This is a genomic window from Actinoplanes sp. NPDC048791, from assembly GCF_040650095.1.
Taxonomy (GTDB): domain Bacteria; phylum Actinomycetota; class Actinomycetes; order Mycobacteriales; family Micromonosporaceae; genus Actinoplanes.
Genome location: NZ_JBEZGQ010000842.1, coordinates 1 through 3,664 on the forward strand (window position 1 = coordinate 1; position 3,664 = coordinate 3,664).

Here is a 3,664-nt window from a genome sequence, read left to right on the forward strand (position 1 = left end):
CGGGTGGCGGGCAGACCGGCGGCCCTCGGCAGAGCGGCGCAGCGCCCGTGTCGGTACCGCCGCATCAGGCGCCGAACCAGACCGGGCCCCAGCAGGGAGGCCCGCCTGCACCGCATCAGCCCGGCCCCCACCAGGCAGGACCGAATCAAACAGGTGCACCCGTGCCCGGCCCGAACCAACCCGGCCCCCAGCCCGGACCGCACCTGACAGGCCCAGCCGTGCCAACCCCCAACCAGGCCGGACCGCACCAGCCCGGCCCGCACCAGCCAGGGCCGCACCAGGCCGGCCCCCACCAGCCAGGACCGCACCAGGCCGGGATAAACCAACCAGGACCAGTGCCACCCGGCCCGCTGCCACCCCACCCAGGCCCGACCCACCAGGGCCAGCCCTACCAAGGCCAGCCAGCACCATGGCCGGTGGAGCAGCCCCGGACGCCCAACACCCAACCACCCCCGGTCCCCGGCCCCTTCCCGCCGACCATCGACCCCAGGGCCGCCGCCCCGCACCCCCAGCTCCAGCAACCGCCCCACCACGGCGACCAGCCCCCCGGCCCCAACCAGCAGCCCCCGCCCGTAGATCCCTACCAGCAGCTCCCCTGGGTCTCGGACGGCACGCCCACCGCGGAGGAGTTCGCCCGGCGGCGGCTGGCCAAGCCGGCCGAGCCGACCGCCACCATGGGCGCCCGGGCCATGCTGCAGAAGGGCACGATGGGCCTGGTCCGGCTGGCGCCCGGCAAGCGTGAGCAGGAGTACAAGCAGGACGTCGAGATGGTCCGGCGTAACTTCGGCGGCCTGCGGCAGGTCACCGTGGTCAACCCGAAGGGCGGCGCCGGCAAGACAGTCGCCGTCCTGCTCCTCGCGATGACGTTCGGGCAGAAGCGTGGCGGCTATGTGCTGGCCTGGGACAACAACGAGACCCAGGGCACCCTCGGCATGCGGGCGCAGCAGGACTTCCATGCTCGTACGGTCCGGGACATGATGCGGGACCTGCACCTGTTCCGCGGGTCGCACGGGCGGGTCGGTGACCTCAGCCAGTACGTGCGGGCGCAGGGCGAGGGCATGTTCGACGTCCTCGCCTCGGACGAATCGGCTACCGCGGGCGAGATGCTCACGGCGAGCGCGTTCGCCGAGATTCGGGAGATCGTCAGCCGGTTCTACAAGCTGATCTTCGTGGACACCGGGAACAACGTCCGGGCGCAGAACTGGCAGGCGGCGATGGATGCCACCGACCAGCTGGTGATCACGATGTCCGCGCGTAACGACTCGGCCGAGACCGCTGCGCGCATGCTGGACCACTTGGAGCAGAGCGGCCGGCAGCGGCTGGTCCGGCAGGCGGTCAGCGTCGTCACGATGCCGCCCACCCGCAAGGACATCGACCTGCCGGCGATTCAGCGGCACTTCGCGGCCCGGACCCGGGCGGTTCTGCTGGCCCCGTACGAGAAGTTGATCGACTCGGGTGAGCCGCTTCGCTACGGCCACCTGTCGAACGGCACGCGCGACTCCTGGCTGAAGATCGCCGCCGCGGTGGCCGAGGGTCTGTAGAGGTCGGGGCCAGGCCGGGGTTTCCGGCCTGGCCCGGCCCGATCAGGTCAGGGCGTCGGCCGCGGCCGGGTCGCTGTCGCGCAGGAACTGGGCGCACCGGGCCGCCTCGTCCGACTCGCCGATCTGCGCCGCTGCCAGCGACAGGGCGTGCAGGCAGCGCAGGAAGCCCTGGTTGGGGGCGTGCGACCAGGGCACCGGCCCGTGGCCCTTCCAGCCGTTGCGGCGCAGGGCGTCGAGCCCCCGGTGGTAGCCCGTACGGGCGTACGCGTACGCGGTGACCGGCTGCTTCTCGGCCAGGGCGCTCTCCGCCAGCGCCGCCCAGCCACCGCTGTATGCCGGGTAGCGGGCCGCGACGGTCTTGTAGGCGTCGTCGGTGCCGGCCTGCTTCGCTTCGGCCAGGGCCGCGTCGGCCTCGGTGTCGGCGGGGAGGCGGGTGGCCGGCGGCTCGGGAAGGAGGTTTTGCATGGGCCTATTCAACCGCGCCGGGGACCCGTTCCCGGGGGTGGGTTGGTGAATGTCACCTTGCTAATCCCATGCTTCGCCCAGGGCGTGCAGCCTGTCGGCGTACTCGATGCGCTCTTGCCAGGCCGGCGGCCAGGCCGCCAGGCCCAGCGCCGCACCCGCGAAGCCGCCGGCGAGGCAGGCGATGGAGTCCGAGTCGCCGGACGAGGCCGCGCCCCGGCCCAGGACGGTGACCGGCTCGTCCGGGGTGAGCAGATAGCAGTAGAGGGCCGTGGCCAGCGCTTCCTCGGCGATCCAGCCGGCCCCGGTGACCAGGCAGGGGTCGCCGCCGGTGTCACCGCGGCGCAGCGCGTCCGCGACCCGGTCGAGGGCCGCGGCGTTCTCGTCCCAGCCGCGGGAGATGAAGTCCTCGGCTGATTCCACCGCCGGTCGCTGCCACAGGTCGCCGAGCCAGTCCTCGTGGTAGATCCGCCGCTGCTCGGCGCAATGCGCCCGCAGGCGCGGCAGCAGATCCTGCGGCGGCAGGCCGTCGCTCAGCCAGCGCACCGCGTACGCGGTCAGTTCGCTCGCCGCCAGCCCCGTCGCGTGGCCGTGGGTCAGACCGGCCTGCAACTGGGCGGCTCCCGCGAGCTGCTTGTCGGTGAGCCCGGGCATCAGCCCGACCGGGGTGACGCGCATGTTGGCGCCGCAGCCCTTCGAGTGAATCTGTGAAGCCCGCTGCCAGGGCCGGCCGTCGGCGAGGTCTCCGCACGCGCGCAGGCACGTCATGCCGGGGGCGCGGTTGTTGTCGGGGCTGATCGCCCAGTCGAGGAACGCCTGCCGGAGCACCGGTTCGAAGCTCGCCGGGGTCAGCGGACCGGCCGCCACCAGGGCTTCGCCGACCGCCAGCATCATCTGGGTGTCGTCGGTGACCAGCGCCGGGTCACCGGTCAGCTCCCGTGGCCCGCCCGGCCCGTACGCCGCCACGATCGTCTCGTAGTCCTGGAACTCGGTCGGCTTGCCGAGTGAATCCCCGTACGCCAATCCGAACAGCGATCCCGACGCCTTTTTCACGCTGGCTACCCTACGGTCATGCCCGGTGATCCATTGCAGCCCGTGTTCGGCGGCGAGACCCCGTTCGACGCCACCGCGTCCGAGATCGAGTCGCGCGCCGAACTCGACACCCACCTCGCCAAGCGGTCGCTGGCCGGGCTGATCGTGCTCGGGCTGCGGCTCGACGAGCAGCGCCCCGACTTCACCGGCGTCGACGTGAGCGGGACCCTGTTCGTCGGTTGCCGGCTGGCCGGCCCCGAGGTCGAGATGGATCTCATCTCCCGGGGCGCGCACCTGGTGCCGCCGTTCGAGGCCCGTCCCTATCCGACGCATCCGGCCCACCTGTACACGCCGGACGATCTGGCCCTCGGGTTCGAGCAGGACGGCTTCGCGGGCATGTACGACACCCGCGTCTACGAGCACTTCCTGGCCCACGGCGGCGCGGCGCCCGATCTGCGCGAGGCCATCGGGCAGCGGCTGCACGACGCCGGCATCGACAACGCGCTGGGCAAGGCGCTGGCCGCGTGGGTCGGCGAGCACGACGCCCGGGGTGCGGTCGGGATCATGGGTGGGCACGCCGAGCCGCGGGGGTCGGCCGCGTACCGGATGGCCACGACCCTGGCGTGGCG

Annotated in this window: 2 protein-coding genes and 2 pseudogenes; 2 read left to right on the forward strand and 2 right to left on the reverse strand. The window is 72.8% G+C overall.

Annotated features, from left to right (window positions below):
• Window positions 1–614: 614 nt before the first annotated feature.
• Window positions 615–1,541, forward strand: a pseudogene (locus AB0C29_RS38145) (ParA family protein); the annotation flags it as partial.
• Window positions 1,542–1,583: 42 nt separating this feature from the next.
• On the opposite strand, the gene AB0C29_RS38150 reads toward AB0C29_RS38145, so the two are convergent.
• Entirely contained in the window at window positions 1,584–2,006 is a 423-nt protein-coding gene (locus AB0C29_RS38150; RefSeq protein ID WP_360831144.1) for a DUF3151 domain-containing protein, read from the reverse strand.
• A 60-nt stretch (window positions 2,007–2,066) separates the two neighbouring features.
• Complete coding sequence (locus tag AB0C29_RS38155) at window positions 2,067–3,056, reverse strand: ADP-ribosylglycohydrolase family protein (RefSeq protein WP_360831147.1); 990 nt, start codon at window positions 3,054–3,056, stop codon at window positions 2,067–2,069.
• Between the two features lie 18 nt (window positions 3,057–3,074).
• On the opposite strand from AB0C29_RS38155, the pseudogene AB0C29_RS38160 reads away from it, so the two are divergent.
• Window positions 3,075–3,664, forward strand: a pseudogene (locus tag AB0C29_RS38160) (hypothetical protein); the annotation flags it as partial.